Origin of the sequence: Micromonospora chalcea, from assembly GCF_002926165.1 — a bacterium.
GTDB classification, from domain to species: Bacteria; Actinomycetota; Actinomycetes; order Mycobacteriales; family Micromonosporaceae; genus Micromonospora; species Micromonospora chalcea.
This window is the reverse complement of sequence record NZ_MAGP01000118.1, coordinates 26,278-48,429: the sequence shown is the minus strand read 5'-3', so window position 1 is coordinate 48,429 and position 22,152 is coordinate 26,278. Positions and strand designations below refer to the sequence as shown.

The window sequence follows — 22,152 nt, the reverse complement described above, 5'->3', positions numbered from 1 at the left end:
GTGCGGCAGGCGTCAGGAAGCGCCGTCGGCGCGCAGCGGGAAGACGTTGCCCCGGGCGCCGTCGCGCAGCGACCCGAGCACCGCCGCGATCTTGTCGGCGGGCATCGGCTTGAAGAAGTGGTAGCCCTGCGCGGCTGTGCAGCCCAGCTCGGCCAGCGCGGTGCGCTGCTCGGCGGTCTCGACGCCCTCGGCCACGACCCGCAGCCCCAACTCGTGGGCCAGCCCGACGGTGGTCCGGACGATCGCCGCCGCCTCGGGCGAGTCGGCCATCCGGAGCACGAACGACCGGTCCACCTTCAGCTCGTCCACGGCGATCCGGGTGAGGAACGTCAGCGAGGAGAAACCGGTGCCGAAGTCGTCCACCGCGAGCTGCACGCCCATGGCGCGCAGCGTGGCCAGCACCTCGTCGATGATCTCCAGCTCGCTCATCACCACCGTCTCGGTGATCTCCAGGACCAGCCGGTGCGGCGGGACCTGGTGGCGGCGAAGCGCCTCGTCGATCTCGGCGGGCAGTCGCGGGTCGAGCAGGCTGCGCGCGGACAGGTTCACCGAGATGGGGACGTCCAGCCCGTCCCGCGCCCACGCGGACGCCACGGCCAGCGCCTTGTCCAGCACGTACCGGGTGAAGCTGCCGAGCTGCTCGCTGTTCTCCACCGGGCGGATGAAGTCGGCCGGGCCGAGCCATCCCCGGCGCGGGTGCCGCCACCGGATCAGCGCCTCCACGCCGGTCGGCGCGCCGGTGGCCAGGTCCACCGCCGGCTGCAACGCCAGGACCAGCTCGTCGTCGGCGGCCAGCGCCTCCCGCATCTCCGCGAGCAACGCCAGGTGGTCGGTGCTCGCCGCGTCGCGGGAGCTGTCGTACGCGGCGACGCTGCCGCCGCCCTCCTTCGCCTGGTACATGGCGATGTCGGCGCGCCGCAGCAGCTCGGTCAGGTCGGCCGCGCCCGCGTCGGCCACCACCACGCCCACTGCCACCTCGACGGACATCCGTACCCCGGCCACCTCGGTCGGGGCGGCGAGGCGTTCGGCGACCTCCCGGGCCTGGCGCAGCGCGTACGCCAGCGGGGCCGTCCGGTCCTCGACCATCGGCACCGAGGTCAGCAGCAGCGCGAACTCGTCGCCGCCGAGCCGCCCGAGCAGGTCGCCCGGCCGGGTCAGCGCGGCGAGGCGGCTGGCGGTGAGCCGCAGCAGCTGGTCACCCGCCGAGTGCCCGAGCGTGTCGTTCACCTCCTTGAACTGGTTCACGTCGAGCAGCAGCAGGGCCACCGGGTGGTCGTGCGGGCGCTGCCGCAACGCCTGGTCCCCCTTGGTGAGCAGCGCCGCCCGGTTCAGCAGGCCGGTGAGCTGGTCGTGCACCGCGTCGTACGACGAGCGGGCGGTGACCAGCCGCAGCTCCCGATGCGTGGCGGCGTCGTGCAGGGCGCCGGCGAGCGCGTCCCCGAAGGCCGCCACGCCGTCGCGTTCCCGGGCGCTCGGCGGGGCGGACCGGGCGAACCGCACCCGCAGCCGGCCGACCTCGGCGGAGCCCACGACGAGCCGGCGCATCAACTCGTGCTCGGCGACGCCGGCGCACCCGGCGGGTTCCACCTCCCGGTCCCGGACCTGCCCGCCACGGTCGGCCCGGTACCGGCGCCAGCGTCCCTCGCCCCGGGCCACGTCGACCTCGACCAGTTCGGCGCCGAACAGCGTGAGCGCTCCGGTCACCGCGGCGGTCGCCACGCCCCGCTCGTCGAGCTGGTTGAGCGCGGCGGTGGCCTCGGCGAACGCCCGCCAGGTCCGCCGTTCATGGTCGGCCCGCAGCCGGTGCCGGTAGGTCTGCTGGAGCAGCCAGAGCGGCGGCGGCAGGAGCAGCAGCCAGCGCGCGTCGAGTTCGAGCAGCGCGACGACCACCAGGCCGACCGCCACGTTGCCGACGAACATGAGCAGCTTGCCGCGCAGCGCGGCGAACAGCGGCGGCCCCATCGGGATGCCGTGCCGCAGCGCGAGCGTGACGGCGCCCAGGAAGGCGGTGGTGAGCAGGTACGTCACCGCGGCGGCGGTGAGCGTGAGCGCGAGTTCCGGGGTGGGCGCGGCGAGCAGCGGCGGGCCGAGGGCGGTCGCGACGGCCGCCGCGAGCGCGGTGGCGGCGGTGAGCGAGCCGGCGATCCCCGCCAGTTCCAGGGCCGGTCGACGGTCCGACACCACCGACATCACGGTCCAGGCGGTGCCCACGCCCAGCAGGGCGGCGGCCGGAAGCCAGCCGGCCGGCACCAGCCAGAGGCAGACCACCAGCGCGGCCTCGCCCCAGGTGATGCTCACCATCCCCGACGCGGTACGGAAGCGCAGCCGGGCGAGTTGGGCAACCGCGAACGCGACAGTGGCGATGCCGAACCGCGCCGGGCCGGGCAGCGGGTGGTCCACCGGGAGGTGTGGCGGGACGACCAGGCCGAGGACGGCGGCCAGCAGACCGGTGAACGCGACCGCGACGGTCAACACGACGACGCCCGTCGGCGTCCCGCGCAGGCCGACCCGGTCCGGGGGACGGTCGGCCGGCTCGGTGGTCACGGGGCCGCCCCGTCACCGGGCCGGGCGGAGGCATGGCCGGGGGCCGGTGCTGCCTTCGACATCGGCGTCCCCCTTCCGCGCAGGGTCCGGGGCCTGACGGTCCCCCCGGCGGAAGGCTAAGCCAAAGCCGGTGGTCGCAACAGGGGGCGACGACCGGCTTGGGCGTGATTCACGCGGTGTTCAGCTGTTCCGTCGCTGCTGGGAGCCGCTGGGCGTGTTCGTCGGTGAATCCTGCTCGACGAGCCCTTCTGTCGGATCGGCGACTGCGGAATCGGCCCGGCCCGGGGCGCCCTGGTGCGGGAAGCGGTCGGGCAGCCGGCGCAGCCGGGCGTTCATGTTGCGGATCAGCAGGACGGTGACGGTGGCCAGCGCAACGATGAGGAAGAGGCCCATCGGACCGGCCAGACCGCCCGTGCGGGTGTCACCGAAGTTGTTCTGTGCGAGCACCTCGACGGCGGTCAGCATGGTGTTCCTCCGATGTGCGACTGCGCACCAGGGTAGACCCCGGCCCGGTCAGTGGGCACGGCACGCCTCCCGTACGCCCGCGAAGAGGTCGGACTCGGGCAGCGGGCTGTCCACCAGCGACCGGGCGAGTTGAAAGTCCTCCGTCGGCCAGGCGCGCTTCTGCAGCTCCATCGGCACCTGGAACCAGAACCCGTCCGGGTCGATCTGGGTGGCGTGGGCGCGCAGGGCGTCGTCGCGGACCGGGAAGTAGTCGGCGCACTCGACCCGGGTGGTGATCCGCGCACCCTTGTCGGGGCGCTCGTCCCAGCGCTTCATCCACTCGCCGTACGGCGATTCGAGCCCGGCTTCGAGCACCGCCTCGTGCAGGCTCATGATCTTGGCCCGGGAGAAGCCCACGTCGTAGTAGAGCTTGAGCGGCTGCCACGGCTCGCCCAGCTCGGGATGGCGCTCCGGGTCACCGGCCGCGTCGAACGCCGCCACGGTGACCTTGTGGGTCATGATGTGGTCGGGGTGCGGGTAGCCGCCCTCCTCGTCGTACGTGGTGACGACGTGCGGGCGGAACTGCCGCATCAGGCGCACCAGCGGCGCGGCGGCGACGTCCACGTCCTGCAGGGCGAAGCAGCCCTCCGGCAGCGGCGGCAGCGGGTCGCCCTCGGGCAGCCCGGAGTCGACGAAGCCGAGCCACGCCTGCTCGACGCCGAGGATCGCCCGGGCGGCGTCCATCTCGGCCCGCCGGATGTCACCGATGTTGGCCCACACGTCGGGGCGGTCCATCTTCGGGTTGAGCACGCTGCCCCGTTCGCCACCGGTCGCGGTGACGACGAGGACGTCCACCCCCTCGGCGACGTATTTCGCCATGGTGGCGGCACCCTTGCTCGACTCGTCGTCGGGATGGGCGTGCACCGCCATGAGACGCAGCTGTTCTGCCACCTTCGGCGCTCCTCGTCTGTGCCCGCCGACCACCCTCCGGTCGGCTGACCTGCCGGAATCTCCCCCCGCGCCCGCGAAAGCCCCCGTGACGGCCGGTCGGGGGCCGCCACCGGAGTGGCCAGGGCCACGCCCGCCGGTCCAGGCCGACCTGCCATCCTTGACTCAGCGCCGGGCTGGGAAGATGGACCTAGCCATTCTTGCCGATGCCGCCGACAACAACGCCAGGAGATACCCGCCGGTGAGCGAGACGCACGCCACAGTCGCCGCGGAGGCGCCGGTCTACCCGCCCGGCCGGTACGGCCGACGCCGGGAGCCGGGGCGCCGCCGGCCGGTCCTGCTCGCCCTGACGGTGGCGGTCCTGCTCGCCGTCCTCGGGCTGGGCGCGGCGAAGCTCTACTACCAGTACGGCGACCCGGAGTACCAGGGCGAGATGATCAGCTACTCCGACATCACCGACTCCCGGGTGACAGTCGACTTCCGGGTCACCGTGCCGCCGGGTGGCTCCGCCACCTGTCTGCTGCGGGCCCGCTCGCACGACGGCGCCCAGGTGGGCAGCATCGAGACCACTGTGAGCGCCGAGCCGGGCCAGCGCCACATCCGGACCCGCCAGGAGGTGCCCACGAGCGCCCGGCCGTTCATCGGTGAGGTGTTGCGCTGCCGGCCGGCCGGCTGAGCCGGAGCGCCGGCGAGCCGCCGGCAACCGCACCCCGGTCCCGTCGCCGGCACCGGGGTGATTGAGCACACCTCGACGTGTGCGGCACTGGTAGCCTTGCAAGTTCACCTGTCAGCCAGTCCGCACCAACCGAGGAGACCGCCTGTGTCCACAAATGGAAACGAGGCGCCCGCCACCTGGCTGTCCCAGGACGCCTACGACCGTCTGCAGGCAGAGCTCGACGAGCTGATCGCCAACCGGCCGGTCATCGCTGCCGAGATCAACGCCCGGCGCGAGGAGGGCGACCTGCGGGAGAACGGTGGCTACCACGCCGCCCGCGAGGAGCAGGGCAAGGCCGAGGGCCGCATTCTCTACCTCAAGGAGCTGCTGCGCACCGCCAAGGTCGGTGAGGCTCCGGACACCGACGCGGTGTCGCCGGGCATGGTCGTGACGATCTACTTCGACGACGACGCGGACGACAGCGAGACGTTCCTGCTCGGCTCCCGGGAGATCGCCTCCACCACCGACCTGACGGTGTACAGCCCCGAGTCCGCGCTCGGCCAGGCCATCCTCGGCGGCAAGGCGGGGCAGACCTGCACCTACACCGCGCCGAGCGGCGCCGATATCAAGGTGACCATCGTCTCCTTCGAGCCGTACAGCGGCTGACCTTCCGGACCCGCGCCGGATGGCTCGGGTCCCGAACCCGACCGAGGCTGACAGGCTCCTCGGACCCGAGCCGCACACCCGAACGCCCCGACCGGATCATCCGGCCGGGGCGTTCGCGTTCCGCTGTGACGTCGGTGTTCCACCGAGAGGCTCAGCCCTCGCCGGTGAAGACCACCTGGTAGCCGCTGGCCCGCAACGCGCTGATCAGGGTGTCCGAGTGCTCCACCCCGCGCGTCTCCACGGACAGGGCCACCTCCACCTCGCCCAGGCGCAGGTGCGGGTTGGCCCGCTGGTGCACCACGTCCACCACGTTGGCGCGGTGCTCGGCGATCTCGCCGAGCAGCGAGGCGAGCTGGCCGGGCCGGTCGACGCAGCGCACCGTGATCCGCAGGAAACGGCCGGCCGCCGCCAGACCGTGCTCGATCACCCGGAGCATGAGCAGCGGATCGATGTTGCCGCCGGAGAGCACCGCCACCACCGGCGCGGTCACCTCAACCGCGCCGGACAGCAGCGCCGCCACCCCTACCGCGCCGGCCGGCTCGACCACCTGCTTGCCGCGTTCCAGCAGCATCAGCAGCGCCCGGGAGATGTCCTCCTCGGAGACCGTGACGACGTCGTCGACGAGCTTGCGGACGTGGGTGAAGGTCAGCTCCCCCGGCCGGCCGACGGCGATCCCGTCGGCGATCGTCGCGAAGGAGGGCAGGCGTACCGGCTCGCCGGCCCGCAGCGAGGGCGGGAAGGCGGCGGCGCTCGCCGCCTGGACCCCGATCACCCGTACGTCGGGACGCAGCGCCTTGGCCGCCACCGCCATCCCGGAGACCAGTCCGCCACCGCCCACCCCGGTCACGATGGTGCGCACGTCCGGGCACTGTTCGAGGATCTCCAGCGCGACGGTGCCCTGACCGGCGATCACGTCCGCGTGGTCGAACGGGTGGATGAACACCGCACCGGTCCGCTCGGCGAAGGTCTGCGCCGCGACGAGCGACTCGTCCACCGTGTTGCCGACCAGCTCGACCTGCGCGCCGTACCCCTTGGTCGCGGCGACCTTCGGCAGCGGCGCGTTCACCGGCATGAAGACGGTGGCGTGCGCGCCGACCAGCCCGGCGGCGAGCGCCACCCCCTGGGCGTGGTTGCCGGCGCTCGCCGCGACCACGCCCCGGGCCCGCTCCTCGTCCGAGAGGCGGGAGATCCGCACGTACGCGCCACGCACCTTGTACGACCCGGCGCGTTGCAGGTTCTCGCACTTGAGCCAGACCGGCCCGCCGAGCGCGGCGCTGAGCGGCCGGGACGGCTCCAGCGGGGTGGTACGGGTGACACCGCCGAGCAGTTCCCGCGCAGCTTGAACGTCGGCGAGACCGACCAGTTCCGTCATGCCCCGATCGTGCCACCCGGCCCCGGTGGGATCTGCGCCGACGTGGCCGACGGCGCGGGCGGCACCGGCGCGACGGAAGCGGGCCGGTCGGCGTGCCCCGGCCCGCCCGGCTGACCCGGCCACGCCTGCTGACCCGGCCACCCCTGCTGACCCGGCCACGCGGGCACGGCCCGGGCGAGCCGGTCCTGCTGGGCGGCGGAGATCCGGCGGATCAGCACGACGAACGCGATCCCGGCGACCAGGCAGGCCAACGCCGGCACCAGCCGGGGCGCGAGCGCCTCCTCGTAGTAGCGCACGTACGTGCCGAACTCCGCGTCGTTGCGGGGCAGCTCGGTCAGCCGGTCGTACCGCTGCTGCTGCGCCTGCGCGACGAACCGGTCACCGATCAGGAACACCAGCCAGCTCACCCACCACACCCCGACCAGCCACGACTGGCGGCGCTGCCAGACGCTGTTCCGGAGCAGGTCGGCGAGCACCCGGGCCGGCACCACGAGGTTGGCGAACGGCACCAGCCAGCCGGCGATCGCCCACGCCGGGCTCAGGCTCGGCACGGCGCCCGGGAAGGCGTCCAGGTTCTTGCGCGCCCGCCAGGTCCAGATCACCACGAGCGTCCCCGCGGTCAGCAGGGCGAGCAGGTAGGGCAGGGTGAACAGCACCTCGACCAGCACCGCGCCGAACAGCACGTCCCGGTCGAGCTGCTCGGCGGCCGAGCGGGCCATCCGCACACCAACCAGCGGGAACAGAGCCGTGAGCAGGTAGCACAGGGTGGCGGCGCCGACCGCGGACGCCCCGGCCACCGCCAGTCCGCGCACGCCGTACGTGGGCACGCCGGGACTCACGGCGGGTTGGCCGACGCGCGTACCGCAGCGCTGGCACTCCTCAAAGGCCGGGGACGTGGCGTCCCCGCAGGTCTGGCAGTTCATCGGGGACCGTCCGAGTTGGTGTGCGCGACAGGGTGCGCACACGCTAGACGATCACGCGGTGGCCGGCGACCCCGTTCCGACGCGGGGGTAGCCGGGGGCGTGCCGCGCCCACGGCGCCTGCATCTCGAACTGACCGGCCACGCCGAGCAGCAGCAGCTCGGAACCGGGCGGGCCGACGAACTGCACGCCCACCGGCAGCCCGTCCGGGCGGCGGCCGACCGGCACCACGATCGACGGCAGCCCGGCGATGTTCCACGGCGCCGCGTACGGGGCGTACCTGATGTTCGCCGACATGTTCGCCAGCCAGGAGCGGCCGGACCAGCCGGCGGCCTCCGGCGGCGGCCCGGCCAGCGCCGGGGTGAGCAGCAGGTCGATCGAGTTGTCCGCGAAGAAGTTCACCGACCGTTCGCGCCAGGCCGCCCGGTCGGCCTCCCGCACGTACCCCCGGCGCTGCGCCCACTCGCCGAGCGTGACGTGCCGGCGGCTGCGGCGCTGGAGCTGGCGCGGGGCGACCCCGGCGGCGCGCACGTCGGCGGCGGCCGCCGCGAACCAGGTGGCGATGCCCTGCAGGCCGAGCCGGGTCGGGTAGACCGGGTCGGTGGGCACGGTGTCGTGACCGGCGGCGGCGAGCAGGCGGCCGGCGGCGGCCACCGCGTCCCGGTTCGGGGCGTCCGGCGAGACGCCGCGCACCGGCGAGCGCAGCGAGACGCCGACCCGTAGCCGCGCCGGCGGGACCAGCTTGTCCGGCCGGCGACCGGCCAGCACCGAGAAACCGACCACCGCGTCGGCCACGGTGCTGGTGAGCATGCCGTGCTCGGTCAGGCCGAACCAGTCGTCCGCGCCGAGCTGGCAGGGCACCACGCCCCGGCCGGGCTTGAGCCCGACCAGGCCGCAGCAGGCCGCCGGGATGCGGATCGACCCGAGGCCGTCGTTGCCGTGCGCCATCGGCACCAGCCCGGCGGCCACCGCGGCGGCCGCGCCGCCGGAGGAGCCGCCGGGGGTACGCGCCGGATCCCACGGGTTGCGGGTGGCAGCGGTGTCGTCGTCGGTGAGCGCCCACAGGCCCAGTTCCGGCATCCGGGTCACGCCCAGGATCACCGCGCCCGCTCCGCGCAGCCGCCGGACCACCTCGTGGTCGGCCTCCGCCACCGGTGTACGCATGGCGGCCGACCCGTTCCACGTGGGCAGGCCGGCCACCGGCGTGTTCTCCTTGACCGCCACCGGCACGCCGGCGAGCGGGAGGTTCGCCAGTTCCTCCTGCTCGTCGACCTTCTCCGCCTCGGTGATCGCCTCACCGCCGCGTACCGTGCGGAACGCGGCCAGGTCGGCGTCGACCCGGGTGACGTGATCCAGGTGGTCGGCGACGACCTGGGTGGCGGAGACGTCGCCACGGCGTACCGCCCGGGCGATCTGTTTCGCGGTCGCACCGACCCACGTCGTCGGCAAGATCTCCGGCACTGCCACCCTCCCCAGCCAGCGGTCAGCCCAGGGCCTGCTCCAGATCGGCGAGCAGGTCGTCGACCGTCTCGATGCCGACAGACAGTCGCACGAGATCGCCGGGAACTTCAAGCGGCGAGCCCGCAGCGCTTGCGTGTGTCATCCGGCCCGGGTGCTCGATCAGGGACTCGACGCCGCCGAGCGACTCGGCGAGCACGAACAGCCGGGATCGGTTGCAGATGTCCACGGCATGCTCCTCGCCGCCCGCCGCGCGGAACGAGATCATGCCGCCGAACCGCCGCATCTGCTTGGCGGCCACCTCGTGGCCGGGGTGCGAGGGCAGGCCCGGGTAGATGACCTGCGCGACCTTCGCGTGGCCGTCCAGGTAGGCCGCGATCCGCTCGGCGTTGTCGCAGTGCCGGTCCATCCGTACCCCGAGGGTCTTGATGCCGCGCAGGGTGAGCCAGGCGTCGAACGGGCCGTTGATCGCGCCCATCGCGTTCTGGTGGTAACGCAGCTCCTCGCCGAGCGCCCGGTCCGCCGCGACGAGCGCGCCGCCGACCACGTCGGAGTGTCCGCCGACGTACTTGGTGGTGGAGTGCACCACCACGTCCGCGCCGAACGCGATCGGCTGCTGCAGGTACGGCGAGGCGAACGTGTTGTCGACCACCAGCAGCGCGCCGGCGTCGTGCGCCACGGCGGCCAGCGCCGCGATGTCGGCGATGCCGAGCAGCGGGTTGGTCGGCGTCTCCACCCACACGATCCGGGTGGCGCCCGGGCGGATCGCCGCGCGCACGGCGTCCGGGTCGGAGACCTTCGCCGGGGTGTAGTCAAGCCCCCAGCGCTCGGCCACCTTGGCGAACAGCCGGTAGGTGCCGCCGTACGCGTCGTCCGGGATCACCACGTGGTCGCCCGGCTTGCAGACGGTCCGCAGCAGCGTGTCCTCGGCGGCCAGGCCACTGGCGAAGGCGAGTGCCACCTGGCCGCCCTCCAGCGCGGCCAGGCACTCCTGGAGCGCGTCCCGGGTGGGGTTGCCGGAGCGGCTGTACTCGTAGCCCTCGCGCGGCGCGCCGACGGCGTCCTGGGCGTACGTGCTGGTCTGGTAGATCGGCGGAATCACCGCGCCGGTGCGGGCCTCCGGGGCCTGACCGGCGTGGATGGCGAGTGTGTCGAAGCCGTGCCTCATGCCGCAGACGTTAGTCCGCCCGCTTCCCCTTTGCTCCCGGTAGGCCGGGCGCGCCTGTCACAACCAGGACTCTGTCGGGGTGGTCGGCCATACTGGTCCGGTGAGTACGACCGAGGCGCTCCCCTCCCGCCTGCACGGCGTCGCCGACCGGATCCCGGCCTCGCTGGGTCTCCTGATCGGCCCGCGGTCGGGGCGGGTCAGCCTGCCCGTGCGCCTTGCCTGGTCGGGCCCCGGCGACTACGACGTGGGCGACCCGGGTGAGCGACTGACCCTCTACTGCCTCCTGCTTGACTGCGGCCAGCGGGACGACATCATCAGATACGTCGACGCCGCGCTGCTCCGCCAGGACTGGCCACGTATTCGACGGTTGACGGCCCGGCGGGTGACCCGGCTCTGGGAGAGGCAACTGCCCGACCTCGTCGCCGGGTGATGGACGCGCTGCACCGTCGCCTGCTGGAGATCGGTTTCGCCGCTGGTGACGACCTGGGACTGATGCTCGCCGGTGGCTACGCCATGTGTGCCCACGATCTGGTCGACCGGCCTTCCCAGGACATCGACTTCGCCACGGCCGCCGCGATGCCACTCAGTGCCGTGGCGGACCGGCTCGCCGCCGCCTACGTCGCGGCCGGGTTCTCCGCCCGGATCATCGAGGCGACGCCGCGCATGGCTCGCCTGCTGATCTCGGACGACGCCTCTTCCTGTGAGGTCGATCTGCTCAAGGAGGCACTCGCGCCGCCAGCCCGCATGGCGCTGGGCCCGGTGCTGGCCTTCGAGGACGCGGTCGGATTGAAGGTCCGGGCGCTGCACGACCGTGCCGCCCACCGCGACTACATCGACGTCCGCGCAGCCTCCGAACGGCTCACCCGGTCGGAGCTGGAGCATCTCGGCGCCCGGCACACGGCCGGCTTCTCGTTGGACGAACTGGCCGACCGGCTGGGTGGTGTGACGGAGCGGGACAGCCGGACGTTCCGTTCGTACGGGCTCACCGAGCAGCAGGTCGACGAGCTGCGCGGATGGGCGCTGCGGTGGGAGGCGGACATCCGGGCGCGCCTCGCCAACGGCGAGACCGGCCCGACCGGCATCCCCGACGACGACTGGGACGCCTACCTCGATCGCGCCTGACCTACGGCCGGTCTTCTCGTCGATCATGAGGTTGACGGTGGTCGCCGTCCGAATTGTCGCCGCCAACCTCATGATCAACGCTCGCCCGGAGGTGGGGTGGGCGGGCCGGGCCTAGGGTGGGCGGATGAGCGGGTGCGTGTTCTGCGGGATCGTGGCGGGCGAGGTGCCCGCGTTCCGGGTCACCGACGAGCCGGACGGGGTCGCGTTCCTGGACACCCGCCCGGTGTTCAAGGGGCACGTGCTCGTGGTGCCCCGCACCCACCTGGTCACCCTGTCCGACCTGCCGCCCGACGCGCTGCCCGGCTACTTCCGGCTGGTCCAGCGCATCGCCGTGGCGGTGGAGACCGGTCTGGACGCCGGTGGGACGTTCGTGGCGATGAACAACCGGGTGTCCCAGTCCGTACCGCACCTGCACACCCACGTGGTTCCCAGGACGAAGGGCGACGGTCTGCGCGGCTTCTTCTGGCCGCGTACCCGGTACGCAGGTGATGCCGAGGCCGAGGCGTTCGCCGGGCGGATCTCGGCGGCGCTGGCCTGACGTCGCGGTGGGCGGGTAAGGAACCGGAGGGCCACGCTGTTGCACACGCTGGGAAAGCCAAGAGAGGAGTCCCACCGTGTTCCTCCGCCGCATGAAGGCCGAGATGATCTCTCCTGACCAGGCCCTGCCGGGCCGCCCGATCGCGATGCCGATCGCCGACCGGCACGAGGTGCTGCCGTCGACGCTGAAGGGCCCGTTCCCCGAGGGCGCGCAGGTCGCTGTCTTCGGCATGGGCTGCTTCTGGGGCGCCGAGCGGCTGTTCTGGACCCTCCCCGGCGTGATCACCACGTCCGCCGGCTACGCGGGTGGCTACACCACCAACCCGACGTACGAGGAGGTGTGCTCGGGCATGACCGGGCACGCCGAGGTGGTCCAGGTGGTCTACGACCCGTCGAAGATCGCCTACGAGGACCTGCTCAAGGTCTTCTGGGAGAACCACGACCCGACCCAGGGCATGCGCCAGGGCAACGACGTGGGCACCCAGTACCGCTCGGCGATCTACACCACCACCGACGAGCAGGCCGCCGCTGCGAAGGCGTCGCGGGACGCGTTCGCGCCGATCGTGGCCCGGGCCGGCAAGGGTGAGATCACCACCGAGATCGCGCCGCTCGGCGACTACTACTTCGCCGAGGACTACCACCAGCAGTACCTGGCGCCGACGAAGAACCCGAACGGCTACTGCAACCACGGACCGAACGGGCTGAGCTGCCCGGTCGGCGTGGCCCGCACCGCGTAGCCAGACCGAGCACTGCCCATTCCATTCGGGCCCTCGCCCCTCAGGGACGGGGGCCCGAACGCACTGCGGTCAATCGGTGGCTCTGGGATGGCCGGTTCCGGCGTGCTTGATCCAGCAGGTTCGGGTCTGGTCGTCGACCAGGTACCAGATGCGGCCGCCGGCGGTGACCTCGTACTGCCACTGCGGCAGTGACCGCCCGTTGTGCACGGCTGTGGCGAGGGAGCCCTTGAGGGGGTGCGGCCTGCCGGCACAGTTCCTCCCAGCCCTTCGCCGCGTCGTTTGTGGCGAACCGCAGGGCGTACCCGCCGGGCCGGGGTGGCGGGGCGGCGCGGTCGCCGCGCTTCGCGCTCACTCGTCGGTCGGGCGCGTCACCGGCCCGAAGTCGTCGGCGCTGGGCGCGGCCAGGATCCGATGCAGGTCGGGATCGGCGTGCACCTCAGCGGTGTGCCGCCATTCGGTGAGCAGCTGGGACACCGCCGCGGTGCTGCCGACAGCCGCTGCGGCCTCGGCCGTGGCGATGAACTCGTCGGTCATCTGCTCGGCGTCCCCCTGCGGCAGGAACCGCATCCAGGGCAGCACAGTCGGAAGCGTCTCCCGGACCAGGGCCGGCTCTCGCCGCGCCAGGCCGGCCAGCAGCCGCGCGGTCAGGTCGACCACCTCCCCCTCGGCTTCAGCCCGCTCGGCGGACATCAGCACCAGGTCGGCGGCGTCGCGGCGACGGAGGCGCAGCGCCCGGGTTCGGGCCAGCCGTTCGGCGGTTTCCGTCGGCTGGCGCAGCAGCTCGGAGAACGGCACCGACTCCAAGGGCATCGACATGACATCAATACTACTTCAGAAGTAGCCTGCTGCGGCATTCCTCACACCCCTGCGGGTGCCGAATCCCGACATCGGGTGGAGCGAGGCAGGAACCGAAGGCGTGACAGGCAACCACGCTGCGTGACGGCGCATCGTAGCAAGCTGTCACACGTTCGTCATCGTCTCAACAGGCGAACCGAAACAACCTCTGGCAGCATTGGCTCGTATGTGCGGACTTGCGGGAGAGTTCCGCCGTGACGGTTCACGCGCCGATGTCTCGGCCGTGGAGCGGATGGCGGCCACGATGAGTGACCGAGGGCCCGACGACAGCGGCGTCTGGTCGCAAGGGCCGACCGCGCTGGGACACCGGCGCCTGAAGATCATCGACCTGTCCGCGGCGAGCGGCCAACCCATCGTGGACGCCGCCGCCGGGCTCACCGGTGTCTTCAACGGCTGCATCTACAACTACCGGGAACTACGCGCCGAACTGCAGGCCAAGGGCCACCGGTTCTTCTCGTCCGGCGACAGCGAGGTAGTGGTCAAGGCGTACGCCGAGTGGGGGCTCGACTTCGTCGACCACCTGATCGGCATGTTCGCGGTGGCGATCAGCGAGCGCGACACCGGCCGCCTGGTGCTGGCCCGGGACCGCCTCGGCATCAAGCCGCTCTACCTGGCCGAGACCCCCGGCGTGGTCCGGTTCGCCTCGACCCTGCCGGCGCTGCTCGCCGGTGGCGGCATCGACACCACCATCGACCGGGTGGCGCTCGCCCACTACCTGAGCTTCCACAGCATCGTGCCGCCGCCGCGCACCATCCTGGCCGGCGTCACCAAGCTGCCGCCGGCCACGGTCCGGGTGTACGAGGCGGACGGCTCCACGCACGAGCGGGTCTACTGGGACCCGTCGTTCGGCCGCGCCGCCGAGCGGGCCGGCTGGTCCGAGCGGGACTGGCAGGACGCGCTGCTCGACTCGCTGACCACCGCCGTACGCCGCCGCATGGTGGCCGACGTTCCGGTGGGCGTGCTGCTCTCCGGCGGCCTCGACTCCAGCCTGGTGGTCGCGCTGCTCGCCGGCGAGGGGCAGGCCCGGTCCGGCCTGGCCACGTTCTCCATCGGCTTCGACGCGGTCGGCGGGCGGGAGGGCGACGAGTTCGTCTACTCCGACCTGGTCGCGAAGACGTTCGGCACCGACCACCACCAGATCCGGGTGCCCACCGGCGACCTGCTGCCGCCGCTGGAGGCCGCCGTCGGGGCCATGAGCGAACCGATGGTCAGCCACGACTGCGTCGCGTTCTGGCTGCTCAGCCAGGAGGTCGCGAAGCACGTCAAGGTGGTCCAGTCGGGTCAGGGCGCGGACGAGATCCTGGGCGGCTACCACTGGTACCCGCCGCTCGCCGGGGTGGACCGGGAGCAGGCGCTCGAGACGTACGCGAAGGCGTTCTTCGACCGCGACGCGGCCGGACTGGCCCGGGTGCTCAACCCGGCGTGGCTGGCCGACGGCGACCCGGCGCGGGAGTTCGTGGCCGCGCACCTGGGCCGCCCGGGCGCGCAGACCGCCGTCGACGCCGGCCTGCGGATCGACACCCAGGTCATGCTGACCGACGACCCGGTGAAGCGGGTCGACAACATGACCATGGCGCACGGGCTGGAGGCCCGGGTGCCGTTCCTCGACCACGAGTTCGTCGAGCTGGCCGCGAGCTGCCCGCCGGAGCTGAAGCTGGCCCAGGGCGGCAAGGGCGTGCTCAAGGAGATCGGCCGGCGGGTCCTGCCGCACGAGGTCATCGACCGGCCCAAGGGCTACTTCCCGGTGCCCGGACTCACCCACCTGGAGGGCAAGCTCCTCGACCGGGTACGCGACGCGCTCACCGCGCCCGAGGCGCGCCGTCGCGACCTGTTCCGCGCCGACTACGTCGACGCGCTGCTCGCCGACCCGAACGCCGAACTGACCCCGTTGAACGGAAACAAGCTGTGGCAACTGGGACTCCTGGAAATGTGGCTCCAGAGCCACGGAATCGACTGACCGTGACCGACACCCTCGCCACCGGAACGGCACGTACCGACCGGGAACGGGTGCTGGGGCGCCGCCGGGAACGCATCGGCCCCGGCGGTGACCCGGTCGCACCGGGTACGCCGGAGCAGCGGCATCCGGAGCCCACGTCCACCGACGCCTCGGGCGTGGTGCTGGACTGCGGCTGGGGCCGGCTGGTGTTCGGGCAGACGTTCGACGACCAGGTCCACGTAGCCGACGTGCTGCGCTCCGAGGCGGTCGGCGCCCGGGACATCTGCATCTACCTGCGCGACCCGCACGTGCTGGTGTCGCGGCTGCCGGACGAGCTGTTCATCGACCCGTCGCTGACGTACCGGCTGCCGCTGGGCGAGAAGCGGCCCGCCGCGACCGAGGGCGGCGAGGTGCCCGGGCTGACCGTCCGGCCGCTGCGTGACGCCGCCGACGCGGAGGCGGTGAACCGGATCTACGCGCGCAACGGCATGGTCACCGCCCCGGTCGAGGTGCTGGTGGACAACGCCGGCACGGACCGGTTCCTGCACCTGGTGGCCGAGGACGCCACGGGTGAGGTGGTCGGCACCATCACCGGCGTGGACCACGTGGCGGTCTTCGGCGATCCGGAGAACGGCGCGAGCCTGTGGTGCCTCACAGTCGACTTCAACACCGCCCCGCCCGGCACCGGGCAGGCGCTGCTCACCGCGCTCGCCGACCGGCTCGACGGGCGCGGCCGGGCGTTCGTGGACCTGTCCGTGCTGGCCGAGAACTCGGGCGCGATCCGGCTGTACGAGCGCCTCGGCTTCCACCGCACCGGCACGCTCTGCGTGAAGCGGAAGAACCCGATCAACGAGCGCCTGTTCCTGCCCGCCATGCCCGAGGGGTACGACGAGCTGAACCCGTACGCGAAGATCGTCGCGGACGAGGCGATGCGCCGCGGCATCCGGGTGGAGGTGACCGACCCGCACTGGGGTGAGCTGAAGCTGACCACCGGTGGCCGGACCATCCACACCCGCGAGTCGCTGTCGGAGCTGACCTCGGCGGTGGCGATGAGCCGCTGCGACGACAAGCGGGTGACCCGGCGCATCCTCACCGAGGCGGGCCTGTCGGTGCCGCGCGGGCGTACCGCCACCGGTGAGCCCGACGACGTGGCGTTCCTGAACGACGTGGGTCCGGTGGTGGTCAAGCCGGCGCGGGGCGAGCAGGGCAACGGCATCACCGTCGGCGTGCGTACGCCCGAGGCGCTGACCGCGGCCGTCGAGCTGGCCCGCCGGTTCTGCCCGGACGTACTGATCGAGGAGCTGCGCGCGGGCGAGGACCTGCGGGTCGTGGTGATCGACCACGAGGTGGTCGCCGCTGCGGTACGCCGCCCGGCGCAGATCACCGGCGACGGGGTGCACGACATCACCGAGCTGATCGAGCGGCAGAGCCGCCGCCGGGCCGCCGCCACCGGGGGCGAGTCCCGCATCCCGATCGACGACATGACCCGCGAGGTGGTGGCCGAGGCCGGGTACCGGATGCACGACGTGCTCCCGGAGGGCGAGGTGCTCGCGGTACGCCGGACGGCCAACCTGCACACCGGCGGCACGATCCACGACGTGACCGCCGAGCTGCACCCGGCGATCGCCGAGGCGTGCGTCACCGCGAGCCGGGCGCTGGACATCCCGGTCACCGGGCTGGACCTGCTGGTCCCCGCCCCGGACCGGCCGGAACACGTGTTCATCGAGGCGAACGAGCGGCCCGGACTGGCCAACCACGAACCGCAGCCCACCGCCGAGCGCTTCGTCGACCTGCTCTTCCCGGGTACCCGGGCACCGCAGCGACTCTGGTCGCCGGCCGGTGCGGCAAGCTCTGGGGCATGACCGCACGCAAGCCCCAACCGCTCAAGCTCGACCTCGACTACCTCCGCCAGGTGCTGGTGGAGCTGCTGGAGATCCCCAGCCCGTCGGGGCGCACCGACCACATCCAGCAGTACGTGGGCGAGAGGCTCTCCGCGATCGGGATCAGCTCCACGCTGACCCGTCGCGGGGCGCTGAGCGCCTGTCTACCCGGTCCCCGGGAGACCGGCGCCGACCGGGCGATCGTGGTGCACACCGACACCATCGGCGGCATGGTGAAGCGGCTCAAGGAGAACGGCCGGCTGGAGGTCAACCCGATCGGCACGCACAGCGCCCGTTTCGCCGAGGGCGCCCACGTGCGGATCTTCACCGACGACCTGGAGCGGGTCGTCACCGGCCAGGTGCTGCCGCTGAAGGCGAGCGGGCACCGCTACAACGAGGCGGTCGACCTGCAGGGCGTCGGCTGGGAACTGGTCGAGGTGCGGGTGGACGAGCCGGTGCACGACGAGGCCGGGCTGCGGGCGCTCGGCATCGACGCCGGGGACTTCGTCGCGTTCCTGCCCAACCCCACCATCACCCCGAACGGGTACGTCAAGTCCCGCCACCTGGACGACAAGGCGGGCGTGGCGGCGGTGCTGACCGCGTTCAAGGCGATGGTCGACGCCGGTGTCACCCCGGCGGTCACCGCACACCTGCTGGTCACCGTCACCGAGGAGATCGGCCACGGCGCGAGCCACGGGCTGGACCCGGACGTCGCGGAGATCGTGTCGGTGGACGCGGCGGTGGTCGCGCCGGGCCAGCAGTCCCGGGAGACCGCGGCGACACTCGCCATGGGCGACGGGGTCGGCCCGTTCGACTACCACCTGACCCGCAACCTCGCCTCGATCGCCAAGGAACACGGCGTCGACCTGGTCCGGGACGTGTTCGACTACTACCGCTCGGACGTGGCCGCCGCGGTCGAGGCCGGGGCGCACGCCCGGGTGGCGCTGCTCGGGTTCGGCGTGGACGCCACCCACGGCCACGAGCGCACCCACCTCGACGGCCTGCACCAGCTCACCCAGCTGCTCTGCCTCTACCTGCAGAGCCCGCTGGTGTTCCCCGAGTGGGACGCCGAGCCGGAGGGCGACCTGGCCGACTTCCCGTCGCTCGCCGTGCAGCCGGCGAACGAGGACGGTCCGCGCGAGGGCCCGATCGGCCTGGACTGACCGGGCCTGTGATCGAAATCCGTTGCCGCGGCCGCCGCGAAGTGGATAGCGTGGCGGTACACGGGAAAGGAGGTGGTCCAGACTTGTATAGCAATCGGACTCGTGAGGTGGCTGTCCGCTAGCCGCTGTCCTCGACAGTGAAAACTCGCCCGCCGCGAGGCGGGCACCTGCAGGATCGTCGAGACCGTGTGGCAGCGGTGCGGCGAAACCACGACAGCCACCCGACCCCCGGGGTGCCGGCCCAGTCCAGCCGGCCCGTGCGCGAGCGCGGAAGCCCCGGGGGTCGCTTTTTGCGCTCGGGAGGGTGCGGTGTCCATGCGTGAGCTGGTGGTGCTCGGTACGGCCAGCCAGGCCCCGACCCGGCAGCGCAACCACAACGGCTACCTGCTGCGCTGGGACGACGAGGTGATCCTCTTCGACCCGGGCGAGGGCAGCCAGCGGCAGATGCTGCACACCGGGATCACCGCCACCGACCTGACCCGGATCTGCGTCACCCACTTCCACGGCGACCACTGCCTCGGGCTGCCCGGCATGATCCAGCGGCTCTCGCTGGACCGCGTACCGCGCCCGGTGGCTGTGCACTTCCCGGCCGGCGGCGCCGAGTACTTCGCCCGCCTGCGCCACGCCTCCAGCTTCTACGAGACCGCCGAACTGGCAGTCGAGCCGATCGACGCCGACGGGCAGCGGATCACCCTGGGCATCGGCACGCTGGAGGCCCGCCGGCTGCGGCACCCGATCGAGACGTACGGATACCGGCTGGTCGAGCCGGACGGCTGCCGGATGCTTCCGGAGCGGCTGGCCGCGTACGGCATCGCCGGTCCGGACACCGGAAGGCTGCTGCGCGACGGCCACCTGGACCGCGACGGGCGCCGCGTCACCCGGGACGAGGTGAGCGTCGTCCGGCCGGGGCAGCGGTTCGCGTTCGTGATGGACACCGGGCTCTGCGACGGCGTGTACGCGCTCGCCGAGCACGCCGACCTGCTGGTGATCGAGTCGACGTTCCTGGAGTCGGAGGCGGCGCTCGCCGCCGAGGTCGGGCACCTCACCGCCGGCCAGGCCGCGCGCGTCGCGGCCGAGTCGGGGGTACGCACGCTCGTGCTCACCCACTTCTCCCAGCGGTACGCCGACCCGCGCCGCTTCCACGACGAGGCCCGGGAACACTTCACCGGTGATCTGGTGATCGCCGACGATCTCCAGACGGTGCAGGTGCCGCCCCGGCGGGTACCGTCGCCCGGGTGACGATCTCCCTACGTTCCGCGACCGAGGCCGACCTGATGGCGGTCGGCGCCCTGCACCAGCGTTCCCGGGTGGCGGCATACTCGTCGTTCCTGCCGCCCGAGGCGCTGGCCGACCCGACGCCGGAGGCGATGGGCCGCTACTGGGTGGAGCGGCTGACCTGGGAGGGCGCGGACCACCGGATGACGGTGGCCGAGCGGGACGGGAAGCTGGTGGGCTTCAGCTACCTCGGGCCGGACGACGAGGGCGACCCGGCGACCGGGCTGCTCAACGCGATCCACCTGGAGCCGTCCGAGCGGGGCCGGGGCACCGGACGGGCGCTGATGGTGGACGCGCTCGACGCGATGCGGGCCCGGGGCTGGACGCGCGCGGTGCTGTGGGTGCTGCGGGACAACGCCCACGCGCGCCGTTTCTACGAGCGCGGCGGCTGGACCGCCACCGGTGATGAGCGGGACGAACACATCGGCCGGGTGCTGGTCCCCCAGCTCCGCTACGCCCGCCGCTTGTAAGGAAGGGCCCCTTATTAACGCCTCCGGTAGAGGAAGGGCCCCCTTTTAACACCGCGGTGTTAAAAGGGGGCCCTTCCTTACAAGCAGGGTCAGCGGGCGCCGAGGTGGGCCAGCAGGTCCTGGCGGGTCAGCACGCCCTTGGGCTTGCCGTCGACCAGCACCAGCGCCGCGTCCGCCTTCTCCAGCAGCCCGACCGCCTCACTCACCGGCTGGCCGCCGCCAATCATCGGCAGCGGCTCGCCCATGTGCCGCTCGATCGTGTCGTGCAGGTGGGCCTGGCCGGTGAACAGCGCGTCGAGCAGGTCCTTCTCGGCGATCGAACCGGCCACCTCACCGGTCACCACCGGCGGCTCGGCCTTGAGTACCGGGAGCTGCGAGACGCCGTACTCGCGCATGTAGTCGATCGCGTCGCGGACCGTCTCGGTCGGGTGCACGTGCACCAGCTCGGGCAGGCCACCGGGCTTGCCGGCGAGCGCGTCGGCGACCGTCGGCTCGGTGCCCGAGTCGTCCAGGAAGCCGTACCGGGCCATCCACTTGTCGTTGAAGATCTTCGACAGGTAGCCCCGGCCGCCGTCCGGCAGCAGCACCACGATCACGTCGTCCGGGCCGGCCTTGCGGGCCACCTCCAGCGCACCCACCACGGCCATGCCGCAGGAGCCGCCGACCAGCAGACCCTCCTCGCGGGCGAGCCGGCGGGTCATCTCGAAGGACTCCTTGTCCGACACCTCGACGATCTCGTCGGCGATCTTCCGGTCGTACGTCTCCGGCCAGAAGTCCTCACCGACGCCCTCGACCAGGTACGGCCGGCCGGTGCCGCCCGAGTAGACCGAGCCCTCCGGGTCCGCGCCGATCACCTTGACCCGGCCCTCGGACGCCTCCTTGAGGTAGCGGCCGATGCCGGAGATGGTGCCGCCGGTGCCGACGCCCGCCACGAAGTGGGTGATCCTGCCCTCGGTCTGCTTCCACAGCTCCGGGCCGGTGGTCTCGTAGTGCGAGCGCGGGTTGGCCGGGTTGCTGTACTGGTTGGGCTTCCACGCGCCGGGGATCTCCCGGGCCAGCCGGTCGGACACGTTGTAATAGGAGCGCGGGTCCTCCGGCGCGACGGCGGTCGGGCAGACCACCACCTCGGCGCCGTACGCGCGCAGCACGTCCTGCTTGTCCTGGCTGACCTTGTCCGGGCAGACGAAGACGCAGCGGTAGCCCTTGAGCTGGGCCACCAGAGCCAGCCCGACGCCGGTGTTGCCGCTGGTCGGCTCGACGATCGTGCCGCCCGGCCGCAGGATGCCCGCCTTCTCGGCGTCCTCCACCATGCGCATCGCGATCCGGTCCTTGACCGAGCCGCCCGGGTTGACGTACTCCACCTTCGCCAGCACGGTGGCCTGGATGCCCTCGGTGACGTTGCGCAGGCGGACCAGCGGGGTGTTGCCGATCAGCTCGACGACGTTGTCGTAGTACTGCACCTCGTTGTGCCCTTCGTCGCGCCGCCGTCGTGGGGCGGTCGGTCAGCCGTCAGTTCGCCGACCAGCGTACGTGCCGTCAGGGCACCACATGCCCCGGGATGACCGAGCTGCGACGTGCCTCCCACTCCAGGAACCGTTCCGTCTCGGCGAGCACGCTGCCGGCCAGCCAGGTGACCATCACCGCGTCGTCGGCCAGCCCGAAGATCGCCAGCGGGATCTCCGGCAGCAGGTCGATCGGGCTGACGATGTACGCGGTCGCGCCGGCCATCAGCGCCAGGCGCAGGCCGCCGTCGTACTCGCCCCTGGTGGTGGCGCGGATCATCCTCGGCAGCGCCGCCAGCCGGGCCCCGAGCGACGGCCCGCCCCGCGTACCGGCCGCCAGCGCCCGGGCCAGCGCGGCGAACGCGGCGCTGCGCTTCAACGTCTTCCCCATGTCTTCGCCCCTCTCCGCCCGACCATGGTGCGGCCCGGGGGCAAGCCCGCGTCCGCCACCCCCATCGGTACCCAGTCCGGGCGCCGCCCAGCCATCCGATCAAGGACAG

Annotated in this window: 21 protein-coding genes; 11 read left to right on the top strand and 10 right to left on the bottom strand. The window is 72.6% G+C overall.

Translation table 11 applies throughout. The features are described 5' to 3' along the window. Window positions 1-12: 12 nt before the first annotated feature. From BAW75_RS17700 to mca, 3 genes are all read right to left on the bottom strand, one after another. Window positions 13-2,502 (bottom strand): putative bifunctional diguanylate cyclase/phosphodiesterase, encoded by a 2,490-nt coding sequence (locus BAW75_RS17700; protein ID WP_208635266.1) that lies wholly within the window; start codon window positions 2,500-2,502, stop codon window positions 13-15. Between the two features lie 222 nt (window positions 2,503-2,724). After that, a complete protein-coding gene (locus BAW75_RS17695; protein ID WP_104114278.1) occupies window positions 2,725-3,009 on the bottom strand; it encodes a hypothetical protein in 285 nt (94 codons plus the stop codon). A gap of 48 nt (window positions 3,010-3,057) precedes the next feature. Then, window positions 3,058-3,939 (bottom strand): mycothiol conjugate amidase Mca, encoded by an 882-nt coding sequence (gene mca / locus BAW75_RS17690; RefSeq protein ID WP_043326504.1) that lies wholly within the window; start codon window positions 3,937-3,939, stop codon window positions 3,058-3,060. Between the two features lie 238 nt (window positions 3,940-4,177). On the opposite strand from mca, the gene BAW75_RS17685 reads away from it, so the two are divergent. Next, on the top strand, window positions 4,178-4,612 hold the full coding sequence (locus BAW75_RS17685) for a DUF4307 domain-containing protein (RefSeq protein ID WP_043326506.1): 435 nt from the start codon (window positions 4,178-4,180) through the stop codon (window positions 4,610-4,612). Window positions 4,613-4,756: 144 nt separating this feature from the next. Continuing rightward, window positions 4,757-5,257, top strand: a complete 501-nt coding sequence (greA, locus tag BAW75_RS17680; protein ID WP_043326508.1) for a transcription elongation factor GreA — start codon at window positions 4,757-4,759, stop codon at window positions 5,255-5,257. A gap of 151 nt (window positions 5,258-5,408) precedes the next feature. Here the strand turns inward: greA and ilvA are convergent, their stop codons facing one another. From ilvA to BAW75_RS17660, 4 genes are all read right to left on the bottom strand, one after another. Further along, window positions 5,409-6,629, bottom strand: a complete 1,221-nt coding sequence (gene ilvA, locus BAW75_RS17675; protein ID WP_104114277.1) for a threonine ammonia-lyase — start codon at window positions 6,627-6,629, stop codon at window positions 5,409-5,411. After that, window positions 6,626-7,456 (bottom strand): DUF4328 domain-containing protein, encoded by an 831-nt coding sequence (locus tag BAW75_RS17670; RefSeq protein WP_244206165.1) that lies wholly within the window; start codon window positions 7,454-7,456, stop codon window positions 6,626-6,628. Before BAW75_RS17670 ends, ilvA begins: the two co-directional genes overlap by 4 nt. A 147-nt stretch (window positions 7,457-7,603) precedes the next feature. Then, window positions 7,604-9,016 (bottom strand): amidase, encoded by a 1,413-nt coding sequence (locus tag BAW75_RS17665; RefSeq protein WP_043326513.1) that lies wholly within the window; start codon window positions 9,014-9,016, stop codon window positions 7,604-7,606. Window positions 9,017-9,032: 16 nt separating this feature from the next. Next, entirely contained in the window at window positions 9,033-10,175 is a 1,143-nt protein-coding gene (locus tag BAW75_RS17660) for a cystathionine gamma-synthase (RefSeq protein WP_043326515.1), read from the bottom strand. Window positions 10,176-10,275: 100 nt separating this feature from the next. Between BAW75_RS17660 and BAW75_RS17655 the strand changes: the two genes are divergently transcribed. From BAW75_RS17655 to msrA, 4 genes are all read left to right on the top strand, one after another. Then, the gene (locus tag BAW75_RS17655) at window positions 10,276-10,605 is read left to right on the top strand and encodes a hypothetical protein (protein ID WP_223201236.1); all 330 of its coding nucleotides are present in this window, start codon (window positions 10,276-10,278) and stop codon (window positions 10,603-10,605) included. Further along, a complete protein-coding gene (locus BAW75_RS17650; RefSeq protein ID WP_043326519.1) occupies window positions 10,605-11,297 on the top strand; it encodes a nucleotidyl transferase AbiEii/AbiGii toxin family protein in 693 nt (230 codons plus the stop codon). The genes BAW75_RS17655 and BAW75_RS17650 overlap by 1 nt, the downstream gene beginning before the upstream one ends. Window positions 11,298-11,421: 124 nt before the next feature. Then, window positions 11,422-11,835: an HIT family protein gene (locus BAW75_RS17645; RefSeq protein ID WP_064447693.1), complete on the top strand. Its 414-nt coding sequence runs from the start codon at window positions 11,422-11,424 to the stop codon at window positions 11,833-11,835. A 76-nt stretch (window positions 11,836-11,911) separates the two neighbouring features. Continuing rightward, the gene (gene msrA / locus BAW75_RS17640; protein ID WP_043326524.1) at window positions 11,912-12,571 is read left to right on the top strand and encodes a peptide-methionine (S)-S-oxide reductase MsrA; all 660 of its coding nucleotides are present in this window, start codon (window positions 11,912-11,914) and stop codon (window positions 12,569-12,571) included. A gap of 348 nt (window positions 12,572-12,919) precedes the next feature. Here msrA and BAW75_RS17630 read toward each other — a convergent pair whose 3' ends face one another. Beyond that, on the bottom strand, window positions 12,920-13,387 hold the full coding sequence (locus BAW75_RS17630; protein WP_043326527.1) for a hypothetical protein: 468 nt from the start codon (window positions 13,385-13,387) through the stop codon (window positions 12,920-12,922). A gap of 205 nt (window positions 13,388-13,592) precedes the next feature. Here BAW75_RS17630 and BAW75_RS17625 point away from each other — a divergent pair, with 205 nt between their 5' ends. The 5 genes from BAW75_RS17625 (at window position 13,593) to BAW75_RS17605 (ending at window position 20,150) form a co-directional block, all read left to right on the top strand. After that, window positions 13,593-15,383 carry an N-acetylglutaminylglutamine amidotransferase gene (locus BAW75_RS17625; RefSeq protein WP_104114275.1) on the top strand — a complete coding sequence of 597 codons (1,791 nt, stop codon included), beginning with the start codon at window positions 13,593-13,595 and terminating at the stop codon, window positions 15,381-15,383. 2 nt (window positions 15,384-15,385) lie between these two features. Continuing rightward, on the top strand, window positions 15,386-17,224 hold the full coding sequence (gene ngg / locus BAW75_RS17620; protein WP_104114274.1) for an N-acetylglutaminylglutamine synthetase: 1,839 nt from the start codon (window positions 15,386-15,388) through the stop codon (window positions 17,222-17,224). Next, the gene (locus BAW75_RS17615) at window positions 17,221-18,405 is read left to right on the top strand and encodes an osmoprotectant NAGGN system M42 family peptidase (protein ID WP_104114273.1); all 1,185 of its coding nucleotides are present in this window, start codon (window positions 17,221-17,223) and stop codon (window positions 18,403-18,405) included. Before ngg ends, BAW75_RS17615 begins: the two co-directional genes overlap by 4 nt. Window positions 18,406-18,714: 309 nt before the next feature. Then, the gene (locus BAW75_RS17610) at window positions 18,715-19,644 is read left to right on the top strand and encodes a ribonuclease Z (RefSeq protein WP_104114272.1); all 930 of its coding nucleotides are present in this window, start codon (window positions 18,715-18,717) and stop codon (window positions 19,642-19,644) included. Continuing rightward, window positions 19,641-20,150, top strand: a complete 510-nt coding sequence (locus tag BAW75_RS17605) for a GNAT family N-acetyltransferase (RefSeq protein ID WP_043326535.1) — start codon at window positions 19,641-19,643, stop codon at window positions 20,148-20,150. The genes BAW75_RS17610 and BAW75_RS17605 overlap by 4 nt, the downstream gene beginning before the upstream one ends. 89 nt (window positions 20,151-20,239) lie before the next feature. On the opposite strand, the gene BAW75_RS17600 is transcribed toward BAW75_RS17605, so the two are convergent. Together BAW75_RS17600 and BAW75_RS17595 are read right to left on the bottom strand one after the other, a co-directional pair. Beyond that, window positions 20,240-21,610: a cystathionine beta-synthase gene (locus tag BAW75_RS17600; RefSeq protein ID WP_043326537.1), complete on the bottom strand. Its 1,371-nt coding sequence runs from the start codon at window positions 21,608-21,610 to the stop codon at window positions 20,240-20,242. A gap of 76 nt (window positions 21,611-21,686) precedes the next feature. After that, window positions 21,687-22,043, bottom strand: coding sequence for a YkvA family protein (locus BAW75_RS17595; RefSeq protein ID WP_013474058.1), 357 nt, complete (start codon window positions 22,041-22,043; stop codon window positions 21,687-21,689). Window positions 22,044-22,152: the final 109 nt, after the last annotated feature.